This window comes from Lactobacillus laiwuensis (assembly GCF_019972835.1).
Taxonomy (GTDB): domain Bacteria; phylum Bacillota; class Bacilli; order Lactobacillales; family Lactobacillaceae; genus Lactobacillus; species Lactobacillus laiwuensis.
The window spans coordinates 1-1,314 of the sequence record NZ_BPPB01000040.1; the positions used below are offsets into that span (position 1 = coordinate 1).

The window sequence follows — 1,314 nt, forward strand, 5'->3', positions numbered from 1 at the left end:
TGTGTAAAATAATTCATTTCAACTTTCATAATGTGAAAGAAACTTTCCATAGCTGCATTATCATGACATGTAGCTCTTCGTGACATGCTTTGAAATACTTTATGTTTTCGTAAAGCATGTCGATATGGATTAGATTGATATTGAATTCCTTGATCACTATGGATTGTCATTCGATAATTTAATAGCTTGGGTCTTGCAGTAAACACTCCCTCTAATCCTTCTAGAACATATCTTGTTAATGGACGATCGGTGATCGTATAACTAATAATTTCACCGCTGAATAAGTCCTTAAATGGCGATAAATATACACGATCGCGGATAGTCATGTTCCCATATCTAAATTCACTAATATCAGTTACGACCTTTTGATATGGTCTATCAGTCTTAAACTTTTGATGGAACCGATTCTTAGCTTTCTTATTTTGTGGACCCTTTGAAGAATCATATTTACCGGCTCTCAGATTATATTTATTAGCTCCTAAATTGTTCTCACGCATTAAGCGTTGAACACGTTTATGATTAACCATTAGGCGATAAGTCATCCTCAGCGTATCAGTTACGGGCCAGTATCCATAACTGGCATGATGCTTCTTTATCATTTTGATAATTGAAACAAGTGCTTTATCACTGATCAGCTTCTTTTTTGGATGAGGATGGTACTCGAATGTACTTTTAGACAAACTTGTGTAGGGTAATATTTCTTTTAATTTAAAGCCAAATTCTTGCCTTAGTTCATTAACTATAGATCTTTCTTCGTCCGATGTCCGCGCTTCTGAACTAAGGCATCTAGTTTTTTTAGATATTCATTTTCTACATGCAATGCACGATTCTCTAAACGTAGACGTTCAAGTTCAGTTAACTTTTGAGAAGTATATTTATGCTTCTTTGCTTTAATTTTCTTTTTATGCATTAATGGTCGTCCTGGCTTAATAAATAAAGCATCAACACCGCCTTCATTTAATTTTCTTTGCCAATTCGCAATAGTGGAATGTTGTTTAATATTAAAATGATTGGCAGTAATTTGATAGCTGGCACTATGTTCTTTTCTCCAGTTTAAGACTTCTAATTTAAATTGACCACTATATCTTGTCTTAGAAAAGCTTTTTTCCAGGCCTCTGTTACCATACCGTTGATAATTATTGATCCAACCATCAATAGATCTACGTGATATGATATGTAATTTCTCTTGAATTTCTTTTGTACTAAATCCTCTTTGATACAAATCTACTGCTTCTAATTTTGTTTTTAGTAAATATTTAGACATAAGAAAACCCCCGAATTGGAATCTTTGTCCAATTCCGGGGGTTAACTTCA

General features: G+C 33.6%; 2 protein-coding genes. Both read right to left on the minus strand.

All coding sequences use genetic code 11. The features are described 5' to 3' along the window. A partial coding sequence (locus LDM92_RS09780) for an IS3 family transposase (protein WP_223903069.1) occupies positions 1-803 on the minus strand: 803 nt, incomplete at its 3' end. Further along, on the minus strand, positions 740-1,264 hold the full coding sequence (locus tag LDM92_RS09785; RefSeq protein ID WP_223903068.1) for a helix-turn-helix domain-containing protein: 525 nt from the start codon (positions 1,262-1,264) through the stop codon (positions 740-742). The genes LDM92_RS09780 and LDM92_RS09785, both read right to left, overlap by 64 nt. Positions 1,265-1,314 lie beyond the last annotated feature (50 nt).